This is a genomic window from Lentilactobacillus farraginis DSM 18382 = JCM 14108 (assembly GCF_000583655.1).
GTDB lineage: Bacteria > Bacillota > Bacilli > Lactobacillales > Lactobacillaceae > Lentilactobacillus > Lentilactobacillus farraginis.
On the sequence record NZ_BAKI01000005.1, the window covers coordinates 1 to 25963 of the forward strand.

The 25963-nt window shown below is 41.5% G+C and carries 20 protein-coding genes and 5 pseudogenes; 8 read left to right on the top strand and 17 right to left on the bottom strand.

Features of this window, described 5'->3' with window-relative positions; translation table 11 throughout:
* Positions 1 to 37 precede the first annotated feature (37 nt).
* The 9 genes from JCM14108_RS03080 to JCM14108_RS03120 form a co-directional block, all read right to left on the bottom strand.
* On the bottom strand, positions 38 to 730 hold the full coding sequence (locus JCM14108_RS03080; protein ID WP_035178356.1) for an ABC transporter ATP-binding protein: 693 nt from the start codon (positions 728 to 730) through the stop codon (positions 38 to 40).
* 14 nt (positions 731 to 744) lie between these two features.
* Positions 745 to 1806 carry an ABC transporter permease gene (locus tag JCM14108_RS03085; protein WP_035178357.1) on the bottom strand — a complete coding sequence of 354 codons (1062 nt, stop codon included), beginning with the start codon at positions 1804 to 1806 and terminating at the stop codon, positions 745 to 747.
* A 2-nt stretch (positions 1807 to 1808) separates the two neighbouring features.
* Positions 1809 to 2330, bottom strand: a complete 522-nt coding sequence (locus JCM14108_RS03090; protein WP_035178358.1) for a TetR/AcrR family transcriptional regulator — start codon at positions 2328 to 2330, stop codon at positions 1809 to 1811.
* A gap of 347 nt (positions 2331 to 2677) precedes the next feature.
* Positions 2678 to 3118 (bottom strand): DUF3021 domain-containing protein, encoded by a 441-nt coding sequence (locus tag JCM14108_RS03095; RefSeq protein WP_081759838.1) that lies wholly within the window; start codon positions 3116 to 3118, stop codon positions 2678 to 2680.
* Positions 3115 to 3570, bottom strand: a complete 456-nt coding sequence (locus JCM14108_RS03100; protein WP_035178359.1) for a LytTR family DNA-binding domain-containing protein — start codon at positions 3568 to 3570, stop codon at positions 3115 to 3117. Before JCM14108_RS03100 ends, JCM14108_RS03095 begins: the two co-directional genes overlap by 4 nt.
* A 164-nt stretch (positions 3571 to 3734) precedes the next feature.
* A complete protein-coding gene (locus tag JCM14108_RS03105; protein ID WP_035178361.1) occupies positions 3735 to 4598 on the bottom strand; it encodes an ABC transporter permease in 864 nt (287 codons plus the stop codon).
* Between the two features lie 2 nt (positions 4599 to 4600).
* A complete protein-coding gene (locus tag JCM14108_RS03110; RefSeq protein ID WP_035178363.1) occupies positions 4601 to 5464 on the bottom strand; it encodes an ABC transporter ATP-binding protein in 864 nt (287 codons plus the stop codon).
* Between the two features lie 207 nt (positions 5465 to 5671).
* Positions 5672 to 5989: a MazG nucleotide pyrophosphohydrolase domain-containing protein gene (locus JCM14108_RS03115; RefSeq protein ID WP_035178365.1), complete on the bottom strand. Its 318-nt coding sequence runs from the start codon at positions 5987 to 5989 to the stop codon at positions 5672 to 5674.
* 71 nt (positions 5990 to 6060) lie between these two features.
* Positions 6061 to 7068: a hypothetical protein gene (locus JCM14108_RS03120; RefSeq protein WP_152536899.1), complete on the bottom strand. Its 1008-nt coding sequence runs from the start codon at positions 7066 to 7068 to the stop codon at positions 6061 to 6063.
* 269 nt (positions 7069 to 7337) lie between these two features.
* Here JCM14108_RS03120 and JCM14108_RS03125 point away from each other — a divergent pair.
* From JCM14108_RS03125 to JCM14108_RS03140, 4 genes and pseudogenes are all read left to right on the top strand, one after another.
* Positions 7338 to 8038: pseudogene (locus JCM14108_RS03125) on the top strand (ABC transporter ATP-binding protein).
* Positions 8039 to 8050: 12 nt separating this feature from the next.
* Positions 8051 to 10662, top strand: a pseudogene (locus JCM14108_RS03130) (ABC transporter permease).
* Between the two features lie 86 nt (positions 10663 to 10748).
* Entirely contained in the window at positions 10749 to 11219 is a 471-nt protein-coding gene (locus JCM14108_RS03135) for a glutathione peroxidase (RefSeq protein WP_035178367.1), read from the top strand.
* Between the two features lie 173 nt (positions 11220 to 11392).
* Positions 11393 to 12529, top strand: a complete 1137-nt coding sequence (locus tag JCM14108_RS03140; RefSeq protein WP_420805522.1) for a hypothetical protein — start codon at positions 11393 to 11395, stop codon at positions 12527 to 12529.
* Positions 12530 to 12578: 49 nt separating this feature from the next.
* On the opposite strand, the gene JCM14108_RS03145 is transcribed toward JCM14108_RS03140, so the two are convergent.
* The 5 genes and pseudogenes from JCM14108_RS03145 to JCM14108_RS03165 all read right to left on the bottom strand — a co-directional run bounded on the left by JCM14108_RS03145 (position 12579) and on the right by JCM14108_RS03165 (position 18611).
* A complete protein-coding gene (locus tag JCM14108_RS03145; RefSeq protein ID WP_235807135.1) occupies positions 12579 to 14393 on the bottom strand; it encodes an ABC transporter ATP-binding protein in 1815 nt (604 codons plus the stop codon).
* Between the two features lie 224 nt (positions 14394 to 14617).
* Positions 14618 to 15664: a lipoate--protein ligase gene (gene lplA / locus JCM14108_RS03150; protein ID WP_035178370.1), complete on the bottom strand. Its 1047-nt coding sequence runs from the start codon at positions 15662 to 15664 to the stop codon at positions 14618 to 14620.
* An 88-nt stretch (positions 15665 to 15752) separates the two neighbouring features.
* Entirely contained in the window at positions 15753 to 16259 is a 507-nt protein-coding gene (locus JCM14108_RS03155; protein WP_035178371.1) for a pyridoxamine 5'-phosphate oxidase family protein, read from the bottom strand.
* Between the two features lie 121 nt (positions 16260 to 16380).
* On the bottom strand, positions 16381 to 17373 hold the full coding sequence (locus JCM14108_RS03160) for a D-2-hydroxyacid dehydrogenase (protein WP_035178372.1): 993 nt from the start codon (positions 17371 to 17373) through the stop codon (positions 16381 to 16383).
* 60 nt (positions 17374 to 17433) lie between these two features.
* Positions 17434 to 18611: pseudogene (locus tag JCM14108_RS03165) on the bottom strand (aminotransferase class I/II-fold pyridoxal phosphate-dependent enzyme).
* Positions 18612 to 19045: 434 nt separating this feature from the next.
* Here JCM14108_RS03165 and JCM14108_RS03170 point away from each other — a divergent pair.
* From JCM14108_RS03170 to JCM14108_RS03180, 3 genes and pseudogenes are all read left to right on the top strand, one after another.
* Positions 19046 to 19785 (top strand): annotated as a pseudogene (locus JCM14108_RS03170) (ABC transporter ATP-binding protein).
* Positions 19763 to 20950, top strand: a complete 1188-nt coding sequence (locus JCM14108_RS03175; protein ID WP_035178374.1) for an ABC transporter permease — start codon at positions 19763 to 19765, stop codon at positions 20948 to 20950. The pseudogene JCM14108_RS03170 and the gene JCM14108_RS03175 overlap by 23 nt, the downstream one beginning before the upstream one ends.
* A 12-nt stretch (positions 20951 to 20962) precedes the next feature.
* Complete coding sequence (locus JCM14108_RS03180) at positions 20963 to 21604, top strand: TetR/AcrR family transcriptional regulator (RefSeq protein WP_035178376.1); 642 nt, start codon at positions 20963 to 20965, stop codon at positions 21602 to 21604.
* An 82-nt stretch (positions 21605 to 21686) separates the two neighbouring features.
* Here JCM14108_RS03180 and JCM14108_RS03185 read toward each other — a convergent pair whose 3' ends face one another.
* Entirely contained in the window at positions 21687 to 22073 is a 387-nt protein-coding gene (locus JCM14108_RS03185) for a RidA family protein (protein ID WP_035178377.1), read from the bottom strand.
* A 122-nt stretch (positions 22074 to 22195) separates the two neighbouring features.
* On the bottom strand, positions 22196 to 22906 hold the full coding sequence (locus JCM14108_RS03190; protein WP_035178379.1) for a demethylmenaquinone methyltransferase: 711 nt from the start codon (positions 22904 to 22906) through the stop codon (positions 22196 to 22198).
* 105 nt (positions 22907 to 23011) lie between these two features.
* Here JCM14108_RS03190 and JCM14108_RS03195 point away from each other — a divergent pair.
* Positions 23012 to 23922, top strand: a pseudogene (locus JCM14108_RS03195) (prenyltransferase).
* Positions 23923 to 24024: 102 nt separating this feature from the next.
* Here JCM14108_RS03195 and JCM14108_RS03200 read toward each other — a convergent pair.
* Positions 24025 to 25677, bottom strand: a complete 1653-nt coding sequence (locus JCM14108_RS03200; protein ID WP_035178381.1) for a peptide ABC transporter substrate-binding protein — start codon at positions 25675 to 25677, stop codon at positions 24025 to 24027.
* Between the last annotated feature and the right edge of the window lie 286 nt (positions 25678 to 25963).

Genomic DNA, 25963 nt, shown 5'->3' on the forward strand with positions numbered 1-25963 from the left:
GGGTGCCAAAAGGCAACCTCCTGCCACTCTTTAATCGTTATTCGGTTGTTTGTGATGGCTGTTTTAATCGTAACTTACCATCCATAATTTCATAAGTTTTATCGGCAAACGCCATTAACCGGGTATCATGGGTAACGATCACAACGGCTTTTTTCCGGGTATCGGCCAACTCCTTAAATAATTTGCCAACTTCTTCCACCCGAGCCGAATCCAATGCCGCGGTTGGTTCATCAGCCAAGACAATTTCCGGGTTGGCATATAATGCTCGGGCAATCGCTACCCGCTGTGTTTGCCCTCCCGACAATTCGCCGGGATATTTATTAACCAGGTCTTCAATGCCCAGCTGAGATAATAAGCTCTGTAATTCAGTCTTACTTAAATTTCCCTTTGGCTTAACTTTACCAACAAATTCAAGCTGCTCTTTTACCTTCAAATATGGAACCAGTGAATAGGATTGGAGAACGAAGCCGACGTGATTCAATCTCAGCTTATCACGGCGCTTTTTACTCAACTGTTCAACGGATTGATTTTCCACTATGACTTCTCCGGAAGAAGGGGTTTGAAGCCCGCCGGCAATTGTTAAGAAGGTACTTTTCCCAGAACCCGATGGTCCAACCACTAAAATCAACTCACCTTTATCAGCCGAAAAATTAATATCACTTAAAACGTGAACTCGGCTGGTGCCGGTACCAAAGTATTTATTTATATTTTTTAGTTCAATTACTGCCATTACATTACCCCCTATTATCCAATTACCCGGACAGGATCAACCGTCGCAATTTTTCTGGCCGGAATAGCTGCACCAATAACGCCCATTAATAGTAAGCCTACCGCCATCATTGCCAACATTGAGACATTAAACGAGATCGGCACACCGAATGGAATCATATTGGCAGTAATGAATGTCAGCCCGGCGCCGATAATAATTCCCCCGGTCATCAAAATCAACGACTGGCTGATAATGGTTTTAACCAAGACAGCCGCCGGAATTCCCTGCGCCCGCAGTACCGCATACGTTGGCAGAGCCTGGATCGTTAAGATATACAGGAATACGGCGATAATAACCAGCGAAATAATCATTAGAAAGCCGATCATAAAGCCAAACGTCGTATTCTGAGCGGCATATCCCGGCAATTTCGAAACAAAATAGTCATTTGAATAAGTTTTTAGTTCTTTATTATGGGTTTTAAAGTTAGCGGTTTTGGAAATAATCGCACTGCCGGCTAATTGGCTGCCGGGAACATTTCGCAGGTTTTGCCAAATACTGAGTGAACCATAAACAACCGGTGCGACATTCAGCTTGGCGTCTTCAACAAACCCGACAATCGTATATTTGGTCGACGAAGAATTAAATTTAATCTTATCACCGAGTTTGTAACCGTCTTGCTTGAATTGCTGATCGGCAACCACTTCATGGCTGTTTCGGGCTTGGCGGCCGCTTGTCGGTGTTAGGCTTTTAGCAATGTATTCGCCCTTCCTCAGCCCGACAAACTGCGCTGATTCTTTCTTGCGATCGCTGTGTTTGACGACGATTGGTGATTGCCCAATCAGTGCCTGATTCTTCGTCAGATTGGCATCATCAACCTGTTTGTTGGTAATTGTTGATTGGGACAAATTAACGTTGGCATCCCGATTCAAAACCACGCTTTTAGCGTTCCAAGATTCGATTGCCTGTGTATTTTCACCAGCCAATCCGGTTGCCAATCCTGATAAAATAAAAATTAAATAGGTAATCAGGACAATCATTGCCACAATTAATGTATACCGTAATTTTTCATGTCGAATTTCTTTTAAAGCTAAATACATCGTTAATCCCCTTTACGTGCCAATTGCATCAAAACATCCCGCAGACGCTTGATCAGCACATCCCTTTCCTTTGGATTCAATAAAATTTGTTTAATCACTTGATGGCTTAAAACCATCGCTGCCCATTGGCGACCACTCAAATTGACATCATCAAAATCTTCGTCAATCAGTGACTCGTTTCTTTTAAGGTGCATCTTAACCAAATCCCGATAACTGCTTTGAGACACCCCGTCCACAAACGCCGTTACCTGCTTAACGTAAAAGTCTGGTTCAAATTCTCCCTTGGCAACTGCTTGATTGATTCGAATATGAATGTCTTTCATAGCGACACCATAGATGTATCGATAAGCATCTTTTAAATCATCAAAATATTTATAAAAAGCGCCCCGGGCAATACCGGCCTGCTTAACAATTGGTGCGACTTCCGCCTCTGCCAATGGCCTACTTGAAAATTCATCTATCAAAGCTTTTCTAATTCTAGCCTGTTTCTCATCGTTTAAATTTAAAAAGGTTGTTGATACCATTGCTTTTTCCTCCAAAAGTGACACGGTGTCATTTACTGATTACAGCAAGTATAGCAGATCAGTGACACCGTGTCAAAAATAATCTTCCCGTTAATGCTTGTGTAATTTGACTAATATCAAGCGGCCAACTCCAACCACTATTTTTTGAATCGAATCAGCTTATTTATTATAGTAAATAGTTATACATGGGGTGGTTTACTTTAACAAATTTAACGCTATCCCACACAACAAAAAAGCGATTATTAATTTCCTTCTTAAAACAACTAAGGAAAATTAATAATCACTACTACGGGTCTTGTAAAAATAATTCTATCTTTATAATCATCAAGTAAATCTAAAATATTGGCTCATCGTTCTTCTTGATTTCGTTTTTTTATTACTTCATTAATTCGTCTTACCCGAGTTATCAATATTAACTCAATGATCCCCCAAGCTAAGCCGTAAATGACCGCATATCCCAACAAATAATTGATCCAAAATTGTGGCCGATCCCATGCAGAAAACAGCCAACCATTATACGCCATCATGATTGTCACTAATCCAAAGGTGCTCAGGCAATGAACCACTAGGGCAATAAAATATGGTAACGAATCAGTCTCAAAAATCCAGCTGAGCAACCCAATCAATCCACTCATCAACATAATACTCAAAATATTTTTAGGTGTTGGCGGCGTCGGTTGATAACCGGCAGCTATCACTAAAAGATAAATAGTTGAGCCAATTGTCACCCCGAAAATAAAAGGATTTAAAATTTTTTTCATTAATTTTATCATTTTTTCTACCCTCATAAACCCAATTTTTGTTCTAAATCGCTTAAGTACTTACGACTTACACTGGTTTTTAATTTACCAGTTAAGATAGCCGTCATGCCACCGGCAAAGCTATCTTCCAAAGATATTAAGTGATCGACATTCAAAATAGCGTGTTTTGAAACCTGAATAAAGTTCATATTTTTAAGCCGCGCGTAAAAGGCATAGAGTCTTCCTGTCGTAGAAATAACGCGTTGGGGCGTATAAACAAATAACTGGGTTCCTGAAATATCAACCAAAATAATATCCTGCGTTTTGACCAAAAGTACTTTGTCAGCCGTTTTAATCGGTATGACATTGGGAATCTCAGCCTGATAGTTTTGCAAATAATCAATAATTTTAGCCACTTCGGCAGATTTTTGATTTGCGGTAACCGTTATATCAACTTCACCAGCCTTCAATTCTTTGTCCAGATGAAAATGAATGTCCATATCCTTACCTTCCAAAAATCTTCAACTACCTACAGAGTTACGTTTCGATACTACAGCGATTAACCACTAAGTACTATCAAATCAGTTGACCAACAAATCCGAATACTGGCCATGAACCTTTTCGATTAGTAACGGATAAGCTGTTTCAATATAAATCTATTTTATCATTTTAGATAACTTGTTTTGGCGCTTTTTTCTTCACTCGAATTAATTAAAAATAGCATCAAAATACCGATAATCAAGATTATTATAACCAATTGAATTGTTTGAAAACCGGATAGTAAACCTACCCATTTTAATTTAACACCCAAAAAGCTTTCAAAGTACGATCGTTGATTTCCAAAGATATTACGAAGTTTATCTGTCATAAACATTTGACGGTAAATTGCGGCAATATATGCGCCTGGTGTTAATTTAACGAGCAACTGCGCGAAATGAGGCAAACTGCCAATTGGGACATAGGTGCCAACCAAGAATCCCGAAGCTGTCCCGATAACCGTTCCTAAAGAGCCAAGTGAATCAACTCGATTAATAAATTGAACAAATAACATATTAATCACAACGGCCAGTACGGCACTTAACAGAGAAACAACACAAAAGAGGGGGATTATCCGCCATTGAATAACCAATTTATCAACAATCGCAAAATATCCCATCATCAAAATCAACATCATCAACTGCATTAAAAAACCGATTAATGCCGCACTCAGCATATAACTAATCTTTATCTTAAAATGGGAAAGCGCCGTTAGGTAAAAGTCCTGAATAACGCCGCGCTCTTTATCCTTTACTAACTGTCCCAAAGACGTAAAAGTAGTTGTGATCGCCGTCACCGATAGTGTCCCGCCAATTAGCCAAAGATCCAACAGTTGCTGAGAATCAGCAACTTGTTGCCAGTTACTTAACATTGATTTTTTCAAAAAGATAATATACAAAACAAACGAAATCATGGCTCCTAAAAGTGAGAAAAAGACGCCTGAACGATTGCGAAAATATAGTAATAAATTTCTTTTCACCAATGCAGCCATTTTTAACGCATCTCCCTTCCGGTTAACTTAAGAAACGCATCATCCATTGTGCCACTTTGGTAATTAAATGATTCAATGTAACAACGTGAACTTGTCAGTATTCTTAATGCTTCATCGGTACTCGATGGCAAGCAAACAATTTTATGAACCGAAACTGTTTGAATCACTTTTTTAGGAATTAAACGCAATAGTTCTGCCACCCGAGTTGTCAAAATCGTTAAGCGACTATGAGCATATTCAGCTTTGATACTATCTGCCGATCCGTCCGCAATAATGTTGCCATGGTCAATAATATAGACCTCATCAGCGTGATCAGCTTCATTAAGATAATGCGTCGTTAAAATAATTGTCAGGTGTTCATGTTCTCGCAATTCATGAAGCAACGTCCAAATTGCCGATCTGGTTTGAATATCCAATCCAGTTGTCGGCTCGTCCAAGAAAAGGACATCTGGTTGATTAATCAGGGCTCTTGCAATATCTACGCGCCTTCGCTGACCACCGGAAAGTTGTCGATATTTTTGATTCATAAATCCAGTCAAGCCAACTTTCCCAATCAAATCATTAATTCGACCAGGAGCAACATTTTTATAAAAATGACTGCGGATTTCCAAATTTTCTTTAACTGTTAAATCATTATCCAAAATACTTTGTTGAAAAACCATGCTAACTTTGGCCCCTGGTTTAAATTGAATAGTTCCCGCTGTTGGTGCCAAAAGTCCAGCCAGCATCGCCATTATCGTTGTTTTACCGGCTCCATTTGGCCCCAATAAAGCCGTTAAGCTACCTGTCTTAACCTTCAAGTTAATGTGATCAACCGCTACTTTAGATTGGTAGACTTTTGTGAGTCCATTTGTTTGAATAATCATGATAAACGCCTCCTCGTTTGATTATGTGCATCGTACCATGGTCAACTCGCTTTGAATGTGATTCTTTAATGACCGGTTCAATATGAGTCATAAGAAGTTAAATTATCCCCTTAAAAAATTGCCGCTTATTAAGAAAATTAAGTAAAAAAATAAAATACGGGATCACGAAGACAAGTAATACCTATCAAGTCATTCGTGATCCTGCATTTATTTTTCAAATCTCTTCTTCAGTTTCCTCTCACTGGCAGTCATTAACTGATCAGGATCAACATTAAATTTGCTACATAGAATCAGCACCTGGTCCATTGTATCAGCCAGTTCTTCCACCAAATTAGCTTGTAATTCCTGTTGGTCTTTCACCTTTTCACCAGGATGATCGCGACCAATTTCAATAGCTCGAACTGCCCGTGACAACTCACCCACTTCTTCGGTCAAGAAATTAACCCGAATAAACGGCGAATATTGATACGAATGCCTTTCCCGATAAAAAGTTGTCAACCAAGTTATATGTTGCGAAAGTTTCACTGCAACTTCACCCCTACTTTGTTAAGTTGCATTAATTATAGTCCACTGACGTTATTTAAAAAATCTGATGTTTAATAGCGACTAGTTGATCTCATCAATTCCGGATTACGATTTGTTAAGAGCATGGCATGACCGGTTGCGTCAAAGGTCATACTTTCAAACTCCCGACCGGAATGAAATCGAGTGTATTTAATGTCACTTGGTTTTAAGCTTCCATGCCCATACGTCTTACGAGCTGGTAACGTTTGAATTGAGTCATCGGATACCAGATATAACCGGCCATTATGCGGGTTATATCCCATTGCCTGCTCATGAGTCCCCGTTCGCTTTGCCAATAGCTGTTTGGTAAGGGAGACCTTAACCGATCTTTTGCCGAATATGCCACGGTAAATTTTTACTTTATTCCCGGAAATGCCCCACCAGTACGCATGTCCCGATCTGTCAAAAGTTAAATTATGACCTGCCGGAACCATTGCACCGCGATTATTCATTGAAAATCTAATTGCTTTGTCGGGCTTTAATTTTGCTGAACTGATTCTTTGAATTGTTGATGTTGCCGTTGGTTTCATATCCGCCCTGTCGCGCCACATCCACAGGGAATGATGCTTGCGGTCATAAGCCAATGACTGTCCATGCCCAATGGTAAATTGCGGCCCGACTTTAATACCGGGGATAGTTTTGTCAGTTAACGCATTTTGAATTGTTTTAAAACTCATTTTATTCAGTTGACTGGTATTATAACGAACAACAAACCCCTTTCCAACAGTCCTGTGTGGTGCGTAAAGGACGAATAGATATTTGCCGGCAAAAGTCGCTGCTTGCGGATTTGTCATATCATGGTTCGACTTACCCAAGGCTGCGTGAGTCGTCGGTAATAAGTATTTAGTTTGAAATACCCATCTCGTGCCGTGAATACTCTTAATCGTGTCAGTACCGTTAGGATTATTTGACCAATTATAATTGGAACCTGCTTTTACAAATTGCACGTTCCGATTATTAATAGTCCGCAAACTACTGCTTGAATACTGAACCAAAGCGTTACTCTTTTGAATATAGGTTGCCGCAAAGGCGCTTCCCATACTAAGGACAGCCAGACCCAATCCAGCTGCAACTCCCCCTAAGAAATGTCTCGTTTTCACAATTAGTCCCCTCCATTAATTAATGATTACGACCGATATTTTTTCTAACAAATACCAAATTAATTTTAGTCCTTAATAGGTAATCTGGCATAATAAAATAAAATATTATCTAATCAACGATCTTAACTTCACCGATTAATAATTGCGAATTATCTTAAAGTCTTCCATACTGAATATTAGGACAATTACATTTAGAGGGGGACATTAAAATGGCTTACATCGATGTGCAAAATGAATCCAAAAAGTATCGAATGGGTGATACTGAAATCATCGCAAACGATAACATCAGCTTTCAAATTGAAAGTGGCAGCCTAACTGTCATTTTAGGACCAAGTGGTGCCGGCAAATCAACTGTTTTAAATATTCTAGGTGGTATGGACAGCCCAACCAGCGGTAAAATTCTGATTGACGGCACAGACATTGCCCAATTTAACGAACGGCAATTAACCCAGTACCGCCGAAATGATGTCGGTTTTATTTTTCAATTCTACAATCTGATTCCGAATCTTTCGACAAGAGAAAACGTTGAATTGGCAACTTCAATTATTCAAGATGGCTTGGATCCGGTCAGGTACTTAAAGAAGTTGGCCTTGGTAATCGGTTAGATAATTTTCCTTCTCAATTATCAGGAGGCGAGCAGCAACGCGTAGCTATCGCCAGAGCATTGGCCAAAAATCCAAAGTTGCTTTTGTGTGATGAACCGACTGGCGCCTTGGACTATACAACCGGAAAACAGGTGCTGCAACTTTTAAGTCAGGCCAGCAGAACTTTTCATAAAACCGTTATTATCATTACCCATAATTCGGAAATTGCCAAAATGGCGGATCGCATCATTCACATTAACGATGCTAAAGTCCGGTCAGTTGTTGACCAAGTTAAGCCAACACCGGTCGCTGAGATTTCTTGGTAGCGGGGTGAAAACATGGGAAAATTATTATGGCGGGATATTCGCCAATCACTTGGACGCTTTATCGCCATTTCATTGATTATTTTGCTGGGAGTTTTAATTTTTGTCGGCGTCAAGGCGACGGGTCCGGCCCTGATTGATTCAGCTCAATCGGTTTTAAATAAACAGCACTTGACCGACGTTCAGATAACTTCGACTAAGGGCTTTACAAATCAGGATATTCAAGCTGCTAAAAAAGTTGCCGGCGCAAAGGCGGAAGGAATCAAATTTAAATATGTACTCGGTGTCCAGAGCAAAGATGCCGTCGCCCTTTACGGTTTTACCCACAACACCGGGTTAAATCAGCTCAAACTGGTAAGCGGCCACCTGCCGCGTAATCATAACCAAATCGTCTTGGATCAACGCGCCCGTCGATTGAGCACTATCGACTCGGAGATACTTATACGTTTAGTAAGAACGCCAATCTAAAACACCGTACTTACCAGGTTGTCGGTTTCGCGAATTCACCCCAATATATTGATAACACCACCCGCGGTGCCACCAATATCGGTACGGGGCAAGTTGCTTACTTCGCTTATATTGAGGCTAATCAGTTAAATTTACCGGTTTTCACAATGATTAATATCAACTTCCCAGCCTTACAAAAATTGGGAACCTTTTCTTCAGCTTACAAACAAGCTGTCAGTCGTAAAATCACTAAATTAAAAACCAGCTTAGCGTCCAGAACAGCCGAACGAAAGGCCGAAATTATAACAGCCGGGATGGCAAAGCTGCGACCAGCCGAGCAACGTTTAACGACTGCGCAAAAGAAGCTTGAGACAGCCAAAAAATCATTGCAAACCCGCTCGCAAGGAAAGATGACAACAACGCCATCTTTAGTAGCCCAGCAAAAGAAGCTTCGTTTGACAAAGCAAAAATTGACAACTGCCAAAGCAAAGCTAACTGCAACCGCGGCGCCAACGTACACTTGGTCAACCAGAGAAGATCTGGCCGGCTTTTCCGCTTATGGTGAAAGTGCTGATCGCATTGCCGCAATTGCTAACGTCTTTCCGGTATTCTTCTTCCTTCTGGCAGCTTTGATCACTTTTACAACCGTTACCCGAATGGTTGAAGAATCCCGAATGCAAATCGGGACCTTTAAAGCACTTGGTTTTTCGAATACGGCAATTGCTAAAAATTACGTTGCCTACGCATTCCTAGCGGGATTATTGGGCGTCATCCTTGGCAGTTTTATCGGAAACCAATTTTTGCCCAGGTTTGTGATTTCGATTTATTCAGAATATATTTTTCACGTCCCAGTAATTCATTATCAATGGGCCCAAATTATTTTAGCAGCCGGCTTCTCGTTTATCGCTACAGTGGGCGCGGCGCTATATGTCATCTTAAAACAGGTTAAAGAAGTCCCCGCCGCCTTAATGCGGCCCAAATCGCCAAAATCCGCCAAAAGTATTTGGCTGGAGCACCTAACCTGGCTATGGTCAAAATTAAAATTCTATCAGAAAGTCAGCTATCGCAATTTGTTCCGCTTTAAATCCAGAGCCTTGATGACCATTCTGGGTATCGCCGGTGGAACAGCCCTTCTCTTGACCGGTTTTGGGATTGCTGATTCAATTGGTGCATCTGGTCAGCTTCAATTCAATCAGGTTCTCCATTACCAGGCTGTCGTTCAGGCAACTAAGAAAAGCCACCTGGCGAATGTCAGAAAAACCATCCAGCGGGATTCCAGTTACCAAAACAGTACGCCGGTGGGAACGTCGGTCGTCAAAGTTAAGAGCGGCCAACACCAGTTAAACGACGTGAACTTATCCGTTCCATCAGTGCCAAAATCTTTTAACCATTATGTTCAGCTGATCGATACGACCACTGGTAACAAAATCCGCTTCCAAAGCAGGGGCATCATTATTTCTCAAAAGATTGCCCAGACATTACACGTTAAAAAGGGTGATACTATTAAGATCCCCACTTCGAATGGGAAAACGACATCTCTCACCGTAACAGCCGTCACGAAAAACTATATTGGTCATTTTATGTATCTTTCACCACAAGCTTACCAACACGCTTTTCATAAAGCTCCTCAGATTAAAACGCTTTTTGTAAAACTGAAACGGACAAATAGCCGACAACGAACCCACCTGAGCAAAAAGTGGTTGGCAGATAATTCCCACGTTTTAGGTGTCAGCTTCACTGCAGATCAACGAAAAACCGTCAATAATATGTCCAAACAAATGAACCCGGTTGTCTTGATTTTTATTTTGCTATCCGGAATCCTGTCATTCGTAGTTCTGTATAATCTGACCAATATTAACATTTCAGAACGGATTCGCGAACTTTCCACAATTAAGGTTCTCGGTTTCTTTGATCGTGAAGTTACCATGTACATTGCCAGAGAAAATATCGTTTTGGCAATTGTCGGGATTATTGTTGGCTTTGGTTTCGGCAACCTACTAACTGCTTACGTCCTTCATCAAGCCGAAACGCCAACGGTTGTTTTCCCACTCACCATCCATATTCAATGGTACGTTGTTTCAACGCTTTTAATGATTTTATTCAACTTCATCGTCATTTGGGTTGCACACCGACACCTCAAGCGGGTTGATATGGTTGAAGCATTAAAGTCAAACGAGTAGCGGGTGAAGATCACGTTTACTTGTTTGCCAATAACTAATAGCGTACAATTTATTTAACCAAAAGCAAAAAAAGGAGCGTGAAAAATATGGCATCAATTTATGACTTTTCTGAAACCGAAATGGGCGGTAAGCCGCTTCATTTAAAAGACTATCAGGGCAAAGTTCTCTTGATTGTAAACACAGCCAGCAAATGTGGCTTGGCACCGCAATTAGAAGGTTTGGAGGCGCTTTACAAGAAGTACAAAGACCAGGGGCTGGTTGTTTTAGGACTACCTTCCAATCAATTTCACCAGGAACTCGAAACCGATGAAAAGACCGCAGACTACTGTCAACTTCACTATGGCGTTACCTTCCCAATGACGAAACGGGTTGCGGTGAATGGCGAAGATGAAGACCCGTTGTTTACTTATTTAAAAAAGGCAGCGGGTCACGGCAAGATCAAGTGGAACTATACGAAATTTTTAATCGGTCGCGATGGTCAACTAATCCACCGTTACGCCCCAATTACCAAACCGGCAGCAATTGAAGAAGCACTTGCCGAAGCAATTAATGCTTAATAGTTTTTGAAAAGACTGAACAATTTTGTTTGGTCTTTTTTCTATTCTTTAAAATAAAACGGTGCTTAATCAGCGACAACTACATCACGAAAGTTTTCAAGGTATCCACATGCATTTGCATTTTTCCATAAATAAACTATTATAGAGGAGTCTGATATTTTTATCTAAAACCAATGCCTGAGGGGGCATATCATGTGAAGTCACCACGAATCTTTTTCTTCATTTTGGGGTTAACAACTATCTTTTTAACTTGCCCAATAACTGCCAACGCTAAGTTTGTAATTTATCATCAGCGTTCATCAGCCCTAATTTATCATCGCAGCCACATGCGTTTTTTAAACAACAAAGCTGTCCACTATGTCCACGTTCCTGCTCATTACAAACGCGTGATGTCTGCTGTTCATCGCCACACCATCACCGCCATAAGGGGCAAAGCCGTTAATTTTACTACTCGATATATACTGCCTTTTCCGGGTAAAAATGGCCAACACTGGGGTAATCCGCAATCAATCGCGATGACGGGTAAAAAATATCTGTATATCGTTTATTGCCCAACTTCACGCCACAACAAGGGGCGAATCGTCCGTTTTAACACAAAAGCACTTGATGCTTTAGGCGTTCGTCTGCACCCAACTGAATTACGAGATGCCTACGTTAAAAAGAAAAATCACTATACCCATATTCAAAAACAGATTCATAAAGCGATCAAAGCCGGTCCCCTTTTTATAACAGGGCACGGACAGTCGCTGGCTTATAACTGGAAAAATCACGGTATGTATATGTGGCGTGATAAAGAAAAAGCCCCGCGGGTTCCTGTCAATAACTGGGGATACATCCAACATATTAATTTAAAAACACTCCGGCCAGACCATGCCATCCGTTTTCGTCTCAAAAGTCACGGTATGAGTGTCCCAGGTGGTCACGATCTAACATTTGATAAAAGCGGCAATGCTTATTTTTGGTCGTATCCCGGCTGGTGTGCCTATATCTACAAAGGTCGGATTCATCACAAATCCGTCAAATTTCGTCTAACAAAACAAAAGCTTCGCCATTTACCCGGAACCCGAATTCAAAGTATGGCTTACAACCCAAAACGCAAACGCTTACTAATGATTTCGGATGACTCAATTGCCAGCTTCCCGAAAAGTGGTTTAAACGGCAATGGTCATCTAACAAATCATAGTTTTCAATGGAACGCATTTACTCCCAAACGTGAATTTGAAGGGATCGCCTATAACAGCCATAGTGGTATCGCAAACTTGTTGGTTAATCACGTTCCTGAAATTTTAACTTCAAACCACACTTTTTAATTCAAAAAACAGCGCTTAAAGTCATCATGGCTTCAAGCGCTGCTTCTTTCTATTCAAACTGAGCTTCATACAGTTGCTTATAATAACCGTTTTGGGCCATTAGGTGTTGATGATCTCCCCGTTCAACGATTTTACCATCATCCACAACCAAAATCTGATTAGCGTTGTGAATCGTTGATAACCGGTGGGCAATCACCAAAGAGGTCCGTTGGGCCATCAAATTTTCCAGCGCGTGCTGAATCGTTTTTTCGGATTCATTATCCAGTGATGCAGTTGCTTCGTCAAGCACCACAATTTGAGCATCCTTTAACAGTGCCCTGGCAATCGCTAATCGCTGCTTTTGGCCTCCGGATAATTTAATTCCCCGCTCGCCAACCTGAGTTTTCATTTGATCCGGCAATCCCTTGATGAACGCGTCAATATCAGCTAATTTAGCCACTTCCCATAACTGGTCCTGCGTTGCACTTGGTGTGCCATACTTAATATTGTCGGCAATTGTCCCGTCAATAATGAAGATGTCCTGCGATACAATTGCAATGTTCTGCCGTAACGACCGTAACTTGATATCTTTAATTGAAACCCCGTCAAACGCAATTCGACCACTATCAATGTCGTACAGGCGATCGAGTAATTCGGTAATGGTCGATTTGCCGGCGCCCGAGTGCCCCACTAATGCGGTCTGTTTACCAAATGGTATTTCAAAACTGACATCGCGAATAGCCGGCTTATGCGTATTTTCAGCATCATCCAGTTGATAGGTAAACGTCACGTGGTCAAAAGTAACCCCCGTTTTTATTTTGGGGAAATCAACGGCATCCGGGGCGTCCAAAATCTTTGGCTTTAATGCCATAATATCCATAATTCGGCCATAGGAAACCAACGATTGCTGAAATTGGTTCAGTAACCTGGAAAATGAACTGATCGGACTTTGTAAGATACCAACATAGCTCAGATAGGCAACCAATTCACCAAGGGTTAACTGCTTTTTAAAAACAAAAATAGTTCCCAATAACAAAACAATCGCCGTTCCCAAATATTCAATAAAGTTAATTAATGGCGAGAATATTGCCTGGTTTCGGGTTGCTTCAATAATGTTATCTTTGTTCATATTGGCTAGTTTATCGAAGCGGCCGGTTTCCAAATCTTCGGTTGTATAACTCTTAATCAACTGAATTTCAGTCAGTGTATTCTGCAATTGATTAGTCATTAGTGCCTGTGATTGCCGGGCTTTTCGATATGAGTTTCTGATTCGCGTTCGAAAAATCCGGACAACCAAAAAAATAAACGGAAAAGTCAAACTGACTGCTAAAGCCATCTGCCAATTAACAAAATAAATGAATCCCAAGACGCCCACAAAGGTAAATAAACTGCCAATTAATGACAACATGTTTGGCGAAATCAAATTCTGCAGGTTATTGATATCCGACGTTAATCGAACCATTAAATCACCGGTTTTACTTGACTCGAAAAAGTGGGTATCCAAGCGAATCAGGTAGCGATACAGTTGATTTCTCAAATTTGTGATAGCTCCCTGACTCATGATTCCCATCCAATAAGTCGATAAATACGTAAAAATTCCGGAGACTGTAACGGTTAACAATAACAACCCCACAACAATGATCAGTTGACTGACACTCTTGTTGGGAATTACGTGATCAATAATGTATTGGTTGAACTGTGGCAGTAAAAAATCCATCAGTGATAAAACTGTCAATACGACAACATTTAATACCAATACCCACGGCCGTTTCAAGACGGTGCCAAACACAAATTTAAACATGCCGGTCATTGTAACATGGTTTTCGGTTTCGATTTTAGCTGCTTTTCTTTGAGCTGTTTTAGTTTGGGCTTGTTGCTGCTGCATCATTTCACGCCCCCTGTTTAATTGACTTAAATCGATTTTTAAATATTTAGGTACCTAACTGTTTAAAGTATACCGACTTCCAAGGTGCGTTTCAACTATTTAGCTCGTACACAATTTAACTTGAATTCCCGGGAAATAGCGCAAAAAAAACGGTCATCCTTAATGAATTCTCATCACATAAGTTTGACCGTTTGTATTTTTATGGTATTAAATCTGTATCCTCGTTAATTTGTCCTTGTGGGTGTTTTTTCCAACAATAAATCGGCCAGTGTTTCGGGGGTGATTGCACCTAAATTAGCAGTTAAATCAGCTAAATCAAGTGCCTTTACCAGCGCCTCCCTGGTTAATTGCGTACCTCTAAGTGCCTGTTCAATCACACCAATATCCCCACCGGTAATAAAGTCGCCATAGATTTTAATATCCGAAATCCGTTGATCGGCCGAGAGTGAATAATTAAAACTGACCGTTCCGATGTCGTAGTGCTTGGAAACATAATAATCAAAGCCCGGATTCTGACCATAGTTCCATTCATCCGTATCATATTTTCCCTTCAGCCGATCGTCAATAACCGACCAATCATGATCATTCAGATGATAAGTCTTAATCTGGTCAAGAGCATCAACTTTAAACAACCGCAGTAAAAGCGCCCGCTTAAAAGCCTCGATATCCATTTGCTGATACTGGACATCCAAGTAAGGCTTCACATTGGTGACTCGGCTGTGAACCGATTTAACGCCCTTTGAAGCCAGTTTGTCTGCTTCCGGTGTTAACACTTTGGAAGCAACATCCATATCCAAATCAAACATCAACGTCCCGCCAGCCGCGTATGATTGGCCAACTTTAAACATTGTCATTCCGGAAAACTTACTATTTCCAATAACCATATCGTTTCGGCCACGCATCTGCGCATCCACTGCCCCCATATCGTGCAGTGCCGCAATAATCGGTTGCGCAAAATATTTAAAATCACCGAAATGAGCGTCATCATCAATCACGATATTTTCAAAAATAATGTTGCCATAATCGTGATAGACGGCGCCGCCACCGGATGTTCGCCGAACCAGCTTAATCCCTTTTTGTTTCAGGTATGGCATATTAACTTCCGCATAAGCGTTCTGATTAACACCGATAATAACTGCCGGCTGGTTAACATACATTATTAAGCCGTGGCCGGGTAAGCGCAAATCATTGACCAAATAATTATCAAGCGACTGATTAACAATCGGATCATAAACCGGCTTACCGTTTCGTGACGTATCAATGAAGAACATGTTGTGAACCCCCAGACATTAAAATTAATTGTTAACGCTACCATTATCATAAATCCGGTTACCCTAATGGACAACCGATAATTGATAATTACTTTTCAAGATACTTTTCCTGATCGCCGGGATTCGCTTTAGCTGTGTAATTATTCACGTTAATTCGAATGATACCAACGTGGGCAACTGCTTCGACTGGTAAATCGGCCCATTCATGACCAGCCTCGTGACGGACAATCTGCTGGAGAGCGTGCCGCTTTTGTTTTAAATCATCAACCAATTCGGCTAATCCACTTCCCATGACACTTCGATATTTAAAACTTGGTGTCTGGTGAGCCGGATCTTTCGGGTACAGCAGTTGGCCGGGTGTTTCAATCGCAAACCCGATTCGACCGTCTTTAGCGATTAGTTCGCGTTTTCGGCCAACCGGCGCACCGTGAAGAAACAGCGTTAGTTTATTATCATCATCAAACTCATAGCCATAATTAGTCGGCACAACGTAAGGATAATCCGCTGTTCGAATGCCAAGCTGAATCACATCGGCATCTTCCAAAATTGATTTAATCTGTTCGATATCCGTAACTTCCCGATCTGTTCGCCGCATCCAACCACTCCCATTTATCATTTTCGTTTTCGTATCCAACCCCGTCATCCAAAATGGCCCGTCTTTAACGACAGACCATTTTCCCATTCATTTCAAGGTCAATTAACCACTGCAATTTGGATTAATTCACCTGATGCAATGATTGACCGCCCTTTAAAATCGTATCAACATCATTTAACGTAATTTCCACCATGTTTTGAACGGCAACTTCCGTATAAAAACCAATATGCGGACTCACGTTGACATTAGGCATCGCTAACAGCTTTTCCAGATTATCATTATTTAAGGACTTACCGGTTAAATCGTGATTAACAATCGGTGTTTCGCCCTCAAATGTGTCAATTGCGGCTGCCGCAATTTCCTTTTTGTTCAACGCGTCAACTAAATCCTCGGTTTTAACGACTGGTCCTCTGGAAGCGTTAATGAAAATTGCCGTTGGCTTCATTTCTTTAAAGACCCTGGCATCAATCATATGATGGGTTTCATCAGTCAGCGGCGTGTGCATTGTTACGATATCAGCCGTTTTATAAACCGTTTCATGGTCCACATATGTCACCGTATCATTTAAATCCGGCCGATGAATAGGGTCGGCAGCGATCACCGTGGCACCGAGCGCTCGAAAAATTCTGGCAACCGCACTACCGATTTTACCGGCACCAATAATGCCAACCGTTAGCGTATGAATTTCTTTAGCTTCCGTATTAGTCCACCGGAAATCACCATGTTCTTCACGTTCGCGAACTTCACCCAGGTGGCGCAACAGATACATGACATCCGCAAGCACTAATTCGCTAACCGACCGCGGTGAATAGCCCGGCACATTGGTGACAGCCAAACCGTTCTCAGTAGCCGCTTTTAAATTAATAATTTCATATCCCGTGCTTCGAAGCGATAATTGCTTGATGCCGAATTCCTTTAGCTTTTGGTAAACAACCGGATCCGGAATAGAAGCATGCTGTAGGATAATCACGCCGTCATAGCCCTTTGCCAAATCAACGGTTTCAGCATTTAACGGAACGGTATTGGTATCAATTTGATAATCGGGATGTTGTTTTTGCCACTCGTCGATTGGACCCTTTTCATCTGGTCTAACAGTATACATTAAAATTTTCATCTGATTTATAGCCTCATTTCTTCAAATTAACATGCACTTGCATAAAGCCAAAAACTAACGTTAAGCATGAACTCTTTCAGCCGCAAACTTCTGAATCCGGGAAACCGCTTCTTTCAAATCCACTTCGCTAGCCGCATAACTAATTCGAACATAGCCTTCACCGCCTGGTCCAAATGAAGCCCCTGGAATAACAGCAACCTTTGCTTCATCCGCCAATTGATTGCAAAACGCCACACTGTCCTGGTTCAAGCCAGCCGGAATTTTGGCAAAAATATAGAAAGCACCATTTGGATTAGGCATGAGAAGCCAGCCTTTGACAAGCCATCGATGAGTAAATCACGTCGTTTCATATATTCTTTTCGCATTGGTGCCGCATCGTCCATCCCGTTCTTAAAAGCTTCTTCAGCCGCTGCCTGAGCGTTGGTAGTCGCCGACGTAATCGTAAATTCACTGACTTTCCCAATTTCACTAATCACATCAGCCGGACCGCAAATCATGCCGATCCGCCAACCGGTCATAGCGTGGGACTTGGAAACCCCGTTCATGACCAAGGCCTGTTCCGGTAAAATCGACCCCATCGAAACATGGGTGCCATCATAAGTTAATTCACTGTAAATTTCATCACTCAAAACAAAAATGTCATACTTGGAAATAACATCCGCCAATTTCTGGAGGTCCTCCCGATGATAGGTAACACCGGTTGGGTTGGTTGGGTAATTTAAGATAACCGCTTTAACAGTATCCTTGTTTTCTTCGATCACCTGCTCAAGCTTTTCCGGTGACAGGATGAAACCATTGTCAGAGGTATCAACGAAAATCGGTTTGGCACCACCCAGCATGGCAATTGGAATATAGAGTGGGAAAATCGGTGTTGGAATAATAACGGTGTCACCGGGATTCAGCATCGCCGTCAAAGCAGAATAGATTGCCCCGGTAGCTCCTGCCGTAATTAAGATTTGAGACTCCGGATCATATTGGACACCATATTTTTTATTTAAGTAATTGGTAGCTGCTTTTCGCAAGCCAAGTGTGCCACGTGAATTGGTATAATGACTCTCATTACCATTAATTGCCTTAATGGCAGCCTCTTTGACGTGTTCCGGCGTATTAAAATCAGGTTCTCCCAACGTTAACTTTACAATATCCGGAATCTTGGAAACCCGTTGATTAAACGTCAAAATTGATGAAGGTGTTAACGCTGCCACCCGTTTATTCATTTTGTCCGATAACTTACTCATTGCAATTTCCTCCTAAAAAAGTAGGTCCTCCCAGCCATCATTGACTGAAAGGACCCACCTTAATTGGTTTTATCCCGCACAGCCAATTGCTTGATCTGTGCGGCCTTTAATTTCCATCACGAAAACCTCTTGGCTTATCACAGATCAGATCTGGAAAAACCAAAAGTAATAACGACAAGTATTCAATTGAGTTTCACTTGATTTTGTCATGATTAAAAACTCCTTAGAATAGCTTACGCATTTATCATAACCGTTTTACTGAGCGAAAGCAAGCCACTTTTAAATTGGGGCCGGATTGTTTCATATTCCAGGTTAACGCCGCTCACTGGTTTAAGCCTGCCTAGCTCCGCACGCTGCTGTTAGGCTTGCACCTTTTGGATTTTTTATTATACTAGTGAGTGAGAGCTTACTCACTAAAAAGGAAAGTGATAATCATGTCAATAACCATTCAAGTTTCGGATCTCCAGCAGGGATATGGCCGAACCATCGTTCTAAAGGATATTAATTTAACTGTCCATAATGGTGAAATTCTTGGCTTAATCGGTCCCAGCGGTGCCGGAAAAACTACCTTGGTCAGCACCATCATGGGCATGTTGCGACCACAAAAGGGAAATGTTACGGTTCTTGGTCAACCAATGCCAAATCGTCAATTATTGGGAAAAATCGGCTACATGGCGCAAACTGATGCGCTATACAGTGCCTTAACAGCCCGTGAAAATTTAAATTTTTTGGTGTTATGCAGGGAATTCGGGCGAAACCATTAAAGAAACGGATTTCTTATGCGGCAGGAATCGTTAACTTAACCGCCGATCTTGATAAATTTGTTAAAGACTATTCCGGTGGGATGAAGCGGCGATTATCCTTGGCAATCGCATTAGTTTCAAATCCGGAATTACTGATTCTTGATGAACCGACGGTGGGAATTGACCCTGAACTTCGCCAACAAATTTGGCAGGAGCTTCACCGAATTGCCCAAACTGGAAAAACGATCTTATTAACGACACATGTCATGGAAGACGCCGAACAATCGGACCAATTAATGATGATTCGAAAAGGCGCTGCTATTGCACAGGGAACCCCTGCGCAACTCATTAAAGATTATCACGTCAAAACGGTTGAAGATGTCTTTTTAAAGGCAGGGAGGAACCAAGATGCGCACATTACAAATGATTAAACGAGTATTAACAGAAATGCTTCGCGATAAACGAACGCTGGCACTCATGTTTCTGGCCCCACTCCTAATTTTGACACTCATGTATTTTCTGTTTCAGTCTAATACGGATCAAACCGCCACCTTAGGCGTTCGAAGTGTCGATCCAGTGCTAATTAAAGCAATCAAAAACAATCATGTTAAGCTGCATACTGTTTCATCGTCGGCCAGTGCCAAAAAGATTATCAGGGAGCATGACTATGCCGGGATGATCTCTCAAAAAAGTGATAAAATAACGCTGACACTGCAAAATAGTGATCAAAGTAAGAGTGCGATTTTAAAACAGAGTCTCCAAAAAGCTCAGATTAAATTAAAAATGGCCGCTGCTCGAACAGCTGTCAAAGCACAAAAAACGGCAATTAAAGCGCAACAACGGGTCATCAGCCAACTACAGGCAGCTTTAGCAAATGTCAAAACAACACCAGCAGGTCGGCCATCTAATCAAAAACCGCTTTTAAAGGCATCGCCAAAATCGGATACCACCAACTATTCGGTTACAACTCACTATCTTTACGGCAGCAGTCATTCAACTTTCTTTGACACTTTACTGCCAATTATGATCGGGTTTGTGGTTTTCTTTTTTGTTTTTTTGATTTCAGGTATCGCTCTGTTACGCGAACGGACAACCGGAACCCTTAACCGGCTGCTGGCGACACCAATTAAACGCTGTGAAATTATCAGTGGCTACTTGGCAGGTTATGGCATTTTTGCACTTATCCAAACCATGTTAATTGTCGGTTTTACGATCTTTGCGTTTAAAATGCAAATTTTGGGGAGTATTTGGAATATCTTACTGATTAATATTCTGTTAGCCTTTGTTGCCTTGGCAATGGGGCTTTTCATCTCAAGCTTTGCCACCTCGGAATTTCAAATGGTCCAATTTATTCCGGTCGTTGTCATTCCCCAGATTTTCTTTTCGGGTATTATCCCGATTGACCAAATGGCCAATTGGCTTCAACCGATTGCTCGAATCATGCCACTTTATTACGGTGCCAGTGCCATGAGCAACGTGATTCAAAAGGGCGTTGGTTTTTTAACTATCCTACCCAAGCTAAGCATTTTAGTGGGCTTTGCAATTTTATTCCTCATTTTGAACCTGGTTTCAATGCGCCGCTACCGACAAGTTTAAAGGAGATCCCCTATGGCAAACAGCTACATTCAATCATTAATTACTGAAAGTTTAAGTGAACTCAACCTGACAGCAAAACAAAAAGCGGTCTTAACCGCCAGCCTGAAGCTTTTTTCCGAGAAGGGCTTTGAACGGACCAGTACGCACGACATTGCTCAATCAGCCGGTGTTTCCGAAGGTACCGTTTATAAACAATTTAAAACCAAAGAGGGCATCTTAGCCGCGATCATAGAACCATTTATTCAAAAAGTGCTTCCGAAAGCTGTAGCAAAATTCACGGCCGAGATGACCAAAACATCATTCCCGGATTTCAACGATTTTCTTCTTGCACTTATCAGGAACCGAATGACGTTTGCTTTTGACAATATGCCCCAGCTCAGAATTATTCTCCACGAAGTGACTACCAACGAAGCAATTGTTTCCAGATTGGAAAACCATTTCCAAAAACTACTTGTTGGGCCAATGGCATCAATTTTTAAAAAATATCAAGAGACCGGCCAATTGGTTAAATGGCCAACCAATCGGATTCTCCGTTACATTGTTACAACAATTATGGGCTACGTTTTACCAGCAGCGTTGGCCCGCCAGACAATCAATATTGAACAGGTCAGCCGGGAAGCCGCCGAGTTTCTTTTGAAGGGCTTAAAACCATAGTTCAGCTATTTAAAGCATGCTTTTTATCAGTCAAAAAAGCAGTAACCGTAAAGTTTCCGGTTACTGCTTTTGATTTCTTGAATTAATCCTTAACCGCAATTGCTTCAATTTCAACTTGGGCACCCAATGGTAGGCCAGCAATCCCAACAGCTGATCGAGCCGGCAACACCTCAGCACCACCAAAGAACTGGTCATAAACCTGGTTAACTTTGCCAAAATCGGCAATGTTGGCCATAAAGACTGTTACCTTAACAATATCATCGAAATTAAAACCGGCTGCTTTAACAACTTCGCGGAGGTTATGTAAGGCTTGCGTCGCTTGATCCACCACGTCGGCACTAACTAACTTTCCGGTTGTCGGCTCCAGACCAATTTGGCCGGAACAGTAAAGTGTATTACCGGTTTGGACAGCTTGTGAATATGGCCCAACAGCGTTTGGCGCTTTCTTGGTTGCAACTTCTTTTGTCAAATAATCATCTTCTCTTCCGATAAAATTTCTGTTCACAAAATCAACTGAGCAGAATTGCCGAAATTATACCACAGTAAAATTATCTTTAACATTAGGGACTTCAACTATTTTTAAGCCGTTAATCAGGCTCTTCCCAAATGGAGTGCCGCCGCACCAAACGTAAACGTCCGATAGGTTACATTATGCATCCCGGCGTCCTCAAACATTTGCGCCAGCTTTTCCGCTGAAACAAATTGCTTGGTCGTCCGTTGCAGGTAGTGGTACTCACGATACTTATCGACCGCCAGCTTCGCCATCACCGGAACAGTTTTAAAATAGGCACTCCAGCCCAGTTTAATCGCCGGATTAGTGGGTTGAGACGTTTCCAAACAGGCGATCTTGCCATTTGTTCGAACCACGCGAACCATTTCACGTAAGACCTGATCGGCATCGGGAACGTTACGCAAACCAAAGCCAATGGTAGCAACATCAAACTTATTATCATCAAAGGGCAGGTGCATGGCGTCTCCTTCAACTAAGGTTACTCGGTCTGCCACACCGGCAGCTTTAATCTTTTCATCAGCAATTTTAAGCATCTCTTTGCTGAAATCCAGTCCCACTACCTGACCAGCCGGCCCAACAGCTTTAGCTAGTGAAATAGTCCAATCACCGGTGCCGCAGCAAAGATCGATCGCAAAGTTGCCGGGTTGGACTTCCAAACGCTGCATGGCGATTTTTCGCCAGCGTTGATGATTGCCAAGACTAATGAGCGAATTCATCTTATCGTAATTTGGTGCAATTTTATTAAAAAGTGATTCAACTTTTGATTCAGGTGTTTTGTTGGTTTGAGTCATTTTTGGTTCCTCACTTATTTGACGGTTTGTTATATAATTGTATATGACGTTTTAATCTTTAGCATCAAGGTTGTTTCAAATTTATTTTTATTATGGAGGATTTAAATGAGTTTAGCAAATTTCTTGGAATTGGTCGAATTTAAAGCTAAATCTGCCAGCGTTTTCCCGTTTATTGTGGGTTTATTCTTCAGTTGGTACTTTTTAAATTCAGTTAATGCCGTCAATGCCATTTTATTTTTTATTGCCATGTTTCTGTTTAACATGTTTGTCGATATTTGGGACAATTACAGTGATTATCGACATTCCGATCAAGAAATTTACAAAACCGGTACCAATATTATTGGCCGTGAACACCTGTCAATCCGTCTAATTCAAGTTATGATGCAACGATGTTTGGGGTTGCCGCACTAATTGGGATTTATCTCACCGTTCAAGTTGGCCTGCCGCTTTTGTGGATGGGGATTTTTTGCTTTCTAATCGGATTACTTTACGCCGGCGGGCCGATCCCGATTTCCAGCACCCCCTTTGGTGAATTGGCATCCGGCTTTACAATGGGCGTCATGATCACGCTAATCTCAGTTTACATAAATTCCTATCAAATTTTCCAGTGGCATTGGCCGTTATTATTGGAAATTTTACTTGCAGCTTCTCCGGAATTTGTCTGGATTGCTAATATTATGTTTGCTAATAACATCTGTGATGCCCACGAAGATGAAATGAACAAGCGACACACCATTGTGCACTACTTAGGCGTAAAACCCGCCGTTTTTATCTGGAATATTTTAAACGGATTGGCAATTGCCTTGGTTTTAATCGCTATTTATATCGGCGTTTACCCAATTACATTAATCGCTATCATCGTGCCGTTACCCTTTATGATTAAGCAGATGCGCCTATTCACCCACAAACAGGTTAAGCGGGAAACGTTTGTCTGTTCCGTTAAAATTTTAATCAATGGGTCTATGGGTCTCTGCTTGGGGTTTCTAATTTATTGGCTGTATGCTTTGCTTCACTAAAGTTGCCTTTCGGCGGCGTTTTCTACGGTAATAATCGCGATTACCCAAAGGGGCTGAGACAAAATTACTTCTGTCTCAGCCCCTTTAAGTTATTGTCAATTATTACTTCTTATAAGCATATTTATAACTCCACTGCGTTCCAGCCGTATTGTGAATAACCCCCTTCAGGCTCGACCGCTGAAGATATGAGGTAACCTGCTGGTACAATGGTGTCATGCCCTGATCACCATTGAAAAGTCGGATTGCTTGAACCAGATCCTGCCAACGCTTATCCACATTATTGGCATCCTGATTCTGCGCTTTGTTGATTAAAGCATCATATTTAGCGTTTTTATACTTGCCGTAATTATACGATGTGTTGGATTCCGGAATTTGCAGGAAGGTAATCGGATCATTAAAATCACCGCCCCAACCAGTCAAATAAATGTCGAAATCACCCTTTAAGGCATCCTGCTGCGCATTTTGACTTGGCACATTCCGAATTTGCAGGTCAAATCCAGGTAAGACTTTTGCGTATTGGGCTTTTAAATACTGGGTAATAGCACTGGTAGCCGGATCATCCGAGCTGTCATTAGCACCCATAATCGTAACATTAAGCTTCTTTTGACCAATTTGCTTCAGGCCTTTTTCCCAATACTGCTTAGCCAGCTTAGGATTGTAGTCAACGGTTCCTTTGACATACTGTTGCTTGGCAAAGTCTTCACCTGTCTTGGGATCATTAGCCAAACCGGAAGCAACGAATCCTTTAGGCGTGTTTGACCCATTGCCCATCACCTTTTTAGTCAGTACAGAACGATCGATTGCCAAAGACATCGCTAAACGGATATTTTTGTTGTTAAAGGCGGCCCGCTTAATTCGATTACTGTCCTTAAAGTTGTATTGCAAATAGCCAATGAAGGAATACGGGTATTGTTTAAATTGAGAATTGTTTTGATAGTTCTTAATTTGCTGGTTAGACAATGGTGTTAAATCCAACTTACCCTGCTGGTATAATTCCAATCCGGTAGTCGGACTGCCGACAACTGTATAGCTGATTTTTTGAAGTTTAACAACTTTTTTATCCCAATACTGATTATTTTTTACAAATTGCCATTTATTACCGGTACCGTTCCAATTTTGAATTTTAAAGGGACCGGAATAAACCATGTATTGTGACTTGGTACCATACTTCTTACCATATTTCTCAACTACTTTTTGATTTTGAGGGCCAAACAGTGGATAAGCCATCAAAACCTTAAAGTAGGCAATCGGCTTATCTAATTTAATCACTACCGTCTTGCTATCAGGAGCTGAAATGCCGACAGTACTGGGCGCTTTTTTACCGGCATTAACGGCATCCGCGTTTTTAATGCCGCTAAACAGATAAGCGTACGTCGATTTAGTTTTGGGATTTAAAGTTCGCCGCCAGGAGTAAACAAAATCCTGCGCGGTAATTTTATCACCGTTACTCCATTTTGCGTCGCGCAACTTAAACGTCCATGTTTTGCCGTCTTTTGACACTTTGCCGCTTTTGGCAAGACCGGCAGTCGGTTTGCCATTCTTACCCAAACGATAAAAACTTTCAAAAACGTTTCCAGTTTGACCATAACCGGAAGACTTTGAAATATCAATTGTATCCAGTGGTGCCGTGGTGCTTAAATTCAATGTCTGCTTCTTTGCTGATGACTGCTTGGTTGCTGATTTGCCGCAAGCCGCCAATGTTAACGTTAGTACGCCTGCAATCACCAATAATAATACTGACTTAAAATGACGCATGTTTTTCCCTCCAATAAATTAAACTGTTCTTTAAACCGTTTCATCTGACATTTGGAACGCAACCAACCGCCACCTTATTTTCAAAATTCAAAGTAAACAAAAAGTGCCCCAATTCCAGCATTAGCACTGAAATTGAGACACTTTCGGCAATCGTTACACAATCCACCCTTGGTCAAATAAATCTCCACCATGGGCTATATAGAACCGCTAAACGATTATTTACCAAAGAAGCCGTCATCAGCGCTAACGCGATCCGGACACATTGAACAACACATTCGTTTAGCAG

Bases quoted from the DNA above. Each gene is read 5' to 3' on its own strand.
- JCM14108_RS03080 (WP_035178356.1), bottom strand. From the start codon at position 730: ATGGCAGTAATTGAACTAAAAAATATAAATAAATACTTTGGTACCGGC.
- JCM14108_RS03085 (WP_035178357.1), bottom strand. From the start codon at position 1,806: ATGTATTTAGCTTTAAAAGAAATTCGACATGAAAAATTACGGTATACA.
- JCM14108_RS03090 (WP_035178358.1), bottom strand. From the start codon at position 2,330: ATGGTATCAACAACCTTTTTAAATTTAAACGATGAGAAACAGGCTAGA.
- JCM14108_RS03095 (WP_081759838.1), bottom strand. From the start codon at position 3,118: ATGAGGGTAGAAAAAATGATAAAATTAATGAAAAAAATTTTAAATCCT.
- JCM14108_RS03100 (WP_035178359.1), bottom strand. From the start codon at position 3,570: ATGGACATTCATTTTCATCTGGACAAAGAATTGAAGGCTGGTGAAGTT.
- JCM14108_RS03105 (WP_035178361.1), bottom strand. From the start codon at position 4,598: ATGGCTGCATTGGTGAAAAGAAATTTATTACTATATTTTCGCAATCGT.
- JCM14108_RS03110 (WP_035178363.1), bottom strand. From the start codon at position 5,464: ATGATTATTCAAACAAATGGACTCACAAAAGTCTACCAATCTAAAGTA.
- JCM14108_RS03120 (WP_152536899.1), bottom strand. From the start codon at position 7,068: ATGGGAAGCGCCTTTGCGGCAACCTATATTCAAAAGAGTAACGCTTTG.
- JCM14108_RS03135 (WP_035178367.1), top strand. From the start codon at position 10,749: ATGGCATCAATTTATGACTTTTCTGAAACCGAAATGGGCGGTAAGCCG.
- JCM14108_RS03140 (WP_420805522.1), top strand. From the start codon at position 11,393: ATGCCTGAGGGGGCATATCATGTGAAGTCACCACGAATCTTTTTCTTC.
- JCM14108_RS03145 (WP_235807135.1), bottom strand. From the start codon at position 14,393: ATGCAGCAGCAACAAGCCCAAACTAAAACAGCTCAAAGAAAAGCAGCT.
- lplA (WP_035178370.1), bottom strand. From the start codon at position 15,664: ATGTTCTTCATTGATACGTCACGAAACGGTAAGCCGGTTTATGATCCG.
- JCM14108_RS03155 (WP_035178371.1), bottom strand. From the start codon at position 16,259: ATGCGGCGAACAGATCGGGAAGTTACGGATATCGAACAGATTAAATCA.
- JCM14108_RS03160 (WP_035178372.1), bottom strand. From the start codon at position 17,373: ATGAAAATTTTAATGTATACTGTTAGACCAGATGAAAAGGGTCCAATC.
- JCM14108_RS03175 (WP_035178374.1), top strand. From the start codon at position 19,763: ATGCGCACATTACAAATGATTAAACGAGTATTAACAGAAATGCTTCGC.
- JCM14108_RS03180 (WP_035178376.1), top strand. From the start codon at position 20,963: ATGGCAAACAGCTACATTCAATCATTAATTACTGAAAGTTTAAGTGAA.
- JCM14108_RS03190 (WP_035178379.1), bottom strand. From the start codon at position 22,906: ATGACTCAAACCAACAAAACACCTGAATCAAAAGTTGAATCACTTTTT.
- JCM14108_RS03200 (WP_035178381.1), bottom strand. From the start codon at position 25,677: ATGCGTCATTTTAAGTCAGTATTATTATTGGTGATTGCAGGCGTACTA.